General features: G+C 70.2%; 3 protein-coding genes. 2 read left to right on the top strand and 1 reads right to left on the bottom strand.

The window, feature by feature from the left end:
• Positions 1-295, top strand: a 295-nt coding sequence (locus RTM68_RS17910; RefSeq protein ID WP_312173588.1) for a molybdopterin dinucleotide binding domain-containing protein, incomplete at its 5' end; no start/stop codon positions are given.
• A 28-nt stretch (positions 296-323) separates the two neighbouring features.
• On the opposite strand, the gene pheA is transcribed toward RTM68_RS17910, so the two are convergent.
• Positions 324-1,274, bottom strand: coding sequence for a prephenate dehydratase (gene pheA, locus RTM68_RS17905; RefSeq protein ID WP_312173586.1), 951 nt, complete (start codon positions 1,272-1,274; stop codon positions 324-326).
• 61 nt (positions 1,275-1,335) lie between these two features.
• Here pheA and pgm point away from each other — a divergent pair, with 61 nt between their 5' ends.
• Positions 1,336-2,979 carry a phosphoglucomutase (alpha-D-glucose-1,6-bisphosphate-dependent) gene (gene pgm, locus RTM68_RS17900; RefSeq protein ID WP_312173584.1) on the top strand — a complete coding sequence of 548 codons (1,644 nt, stop codon included), beginning with the start codon at positions 1,336-1,338 and terminating at the stop codon, positions 2,977-2,979.
• Positions 2,980-3,178 lie beyond the last annotated feature (199 nt).

The following is a 3,178-nucleotide window of genomic DNA, read 5'->3' as shown; positions in this document are numbered from 1 at the left end:
GACGCGCCGTATCCCCGAGCTGACCGAGAAGCGGCCGGCGCTCGTCGCGCAGCTGCATCCGAGCACGGCCCGGCGCCACGGCATCGCCGACGGCGACGGCATCCGCCTGTCGAACTCCCGCGGGACCGTGCGGGCGCGCGCGGAGCTGACCCACGACATCCGTCCGGACACCGTGTTCCTGCCCTTCCACTACCCCGATGCCGAGAGCGCGAACCTGCTCACGAGCGATCGCGTCGACCCGCACTCGGCGATGCCCGAGTTCAAACGGGCGCTGGTGCAGGTCAGCGCAGTGTGAGCCGGAGAGCGTCGGTCTGCCGCGCGGGTCAGGCCTCGGGCTCGCCCGAGAGGATGCCGCGCAGCCAATCGCGCGCCTCGACGAACACCTCGTCGTCGTACCGGTCCGGGTACTGCACGATCTGACGGTCGGCCCGCGGGTACGACCCGAGGAAGACCACGCGCGGGCTGAACCGGCGGATGCCGAGCAGGGCGTCGGCCATGCGCTCGTGCTCGATGTGCCCGTCGGCGTCGATCACGAAGCGGTAGCGGCCGAGCTCGTCGCCGATCGGACGCGACTGGATGAGCGACAGGTTGATGCCGCGGGTCGAGAACTGCTCGAGCATCTCGAGCAGCGATCCCGGGTGGTCGTTCGGCAGCTCGACGATCAGCGAGGTCTTGTCGGCGCCGGTCGGGGCAGGGGCCGTGGTGGTGCGAGTGACGAGCACGAAGCGTGTGACGGCCTGGGCGTTGTCACCGATCCCCTCGGCCAGCACATCGACATCGAGGTGCGCCACGACGCCGGGTGCGGCGATGGCCGCCTGTGCGGGAAGCGAGCCGTCGAGCATGCCGACCGCCGAGGCGACGTTGCTGGCCGCGGGCACGTGCGAGTGGGTCGGCAGGTTCGCGCCGAGCCAGCCGTGGCACTGCCCGTACGCCACGGGATGCGCGGCGATGACCTTGACGTCTGCGAGCGTCGTGCCGCGCGGCGCCACGAGCACGAAGTTCACGGGCACCAGGTATTCGCCGATGATGCGCAGGCCCGGCAGAGTGGCCAGAGCATCCTGCGTGGTCGAGACACCGCCCTCGATCGAGTTCTCGATCGCGATCATCGCGGCGTCGCTGCGCCCTTCGAGCACGTCGGCGAGCGCCTCGCCGACGTTGTGCACCGCACGTCGGTCCTGACCGCGCGCGTCGGCGACCTGATCGAGCGCCGCCTCGGTGAACGTGCCGGCGGGGCCGAGATAGCTGTAGGTGCGGCGTTCAGTCACGCGTTTCACCTTAGGGCACCGGCTGGGGACAGAAGATGCGCGGATGCCGAGATGGGGGCAGACTGTGTGCATGACCAGCCGCGCCGGCCTTCCCGCCGAAGAATCCGATCTGATCGATGTCGACGAGCTGATCGCCGCCTACTACGATCGCGTCCCGAACCCCGACGTCGCCGCCGAGCGCGTCGCCTTCGGCACGAGCGGCCATCGAGGCTCCTCACTCTCGAACAGCTTCAACGAGAACCACATCCTGGCCACCACCCAGGCGATCGTCGACTACCGGGCGGGCCAGGGCATCACCGGCCCGCTGTTCCTCGGTCGCGACACCCATGCCCTGTCGCTGCCGGCGGAGCGCAGCGCGATCGAGGTTCTCGTCGCGAACGGCGTCGACGTCCGTGTCGACGCGCGCGATGCGTGGGTGCCGACGCCCGCGCTCAGTCACGCGATCCTCACCTACAACCGCGACCTCGCACCGGATGCTCCCGGCCGCGCCGACGGCATCGTCGTCACCCCGTCGCACAACCCGCCGCGCGACGGCGGCTTCAAGTACAACCCTCCGCACGGCGGACCGGCCGACACCGACGCGACCGGCTGGATCGCCGACCGTGCGAACGAGCTGATCGCCGCCGGCCTGGTCGATGTGAAGCGCGAGCGCTTCGCCGACGTCGACTGGGACGCCATCCCCGGCTACGACTTCCGTGACGCCTACGTGCGCGACCTCGCGACCATCATCGACATCGACGCGATCCGCGAGGCAGGCGTGCGCATCGGCGCAGATCCGCTCGGCGGAGCATCCGTCGAGTACTGGGCGCTCATCAAGGAGGTCTACGACCTCGACCTGACCGTCGTGAACCCCGAGGTCGATCCGACCTGGCGCTTCATGACGCTCGACTGGGACGAGAAGATCCGTATGGATCCGTCGTCCCCCTCGGCCATGGCCTCGCTGGTCGCCAAGAAGGGCGACTTCGACGTGCTCACGGGCAACGATGCGGACGCCGACCGCCACGGCATCGTCACCCCCGACGCCGGGCTGATGAACCCGAACCACTACCTCGCGGTCGCGATCGACTACCTGTTCTCGCACCGCGCCGAGTGGCCGCGCGACGCCGCGATCGGCAAGACGCTCGTGTCGTCGATGATCATCGACCGCGTCGCCGAGTCGCTCGGACGCCGCCTGCTCGAAGTGCCCGTCGGATTCAAGTGGTTCGTGCCGGGTCTGCTCGACGGCTCGGTGGCGTTCGGCGGCGAAGAGTCGGCCGGAGCATCCTTCCTGCGCAAGGACGGCACGGTCTGGTCGACCGACAAGGACGGCATCCTGCTGTGCCTGCTCGCGGCCGAGATCATCGCCGTGACCGGCAAGAGCCCGTCGGAGCGGTACGCCGAGTTGGAAGAGGCGTTCGGCGCCTCGGCCTACCAGCGCGTCGACGCACCGGCCACGCCCGCGCAGAAGGCGACGCTCGGCAAGCTGGCTCCGGATGCCGTCTCGGCGACCACCCTCGCGGGTGAGGAGATCACGGCCAAGCTATCGCACGCTCCCGGGAACGGCGCCGCGATCGGCGGCCTCAAGGTGCAGACCGAGCACGCCTGGTTCGCCGCCCGCCCGTCGGGCACCGAAGACGTCTACAAGCTGTACGCCGAGAGCCTGCGCGGCCCCGAGCACCTCGCCGAGGTGCAGGCCGAGGCCCGCGCCGTGGTGTCGGCCGCGCTCGGCAGCTGAGTCGGCGCTGACGCTCACCTTCTGACCCCGCGCGCTCACCTTGCCTGCGGCGTGCGGGGTCGAAAACGCACCCGAAACGGCGCTCTCCGGTGCGAAAGTGACCCCGCACGGGCGGTGGCAGGGTGCCGAGGCACGGGCGGGCGACCGTCGAGAGCCGCACCTTGACGCCCCGCCGACCCCCGTGTCACACTACTGTGAC

This window comes from Microbacterium sp. (assembly GCF_031988965.1).
Taxonomy (GTDB): Bacteria; Actinomycetota; Actinomycetes; order Actinomycetales; family Microbacteriaceae; genus Microbacterium.
This window is presented reverse-complemented; position numbering and strand designations above follow the sequence as displayed.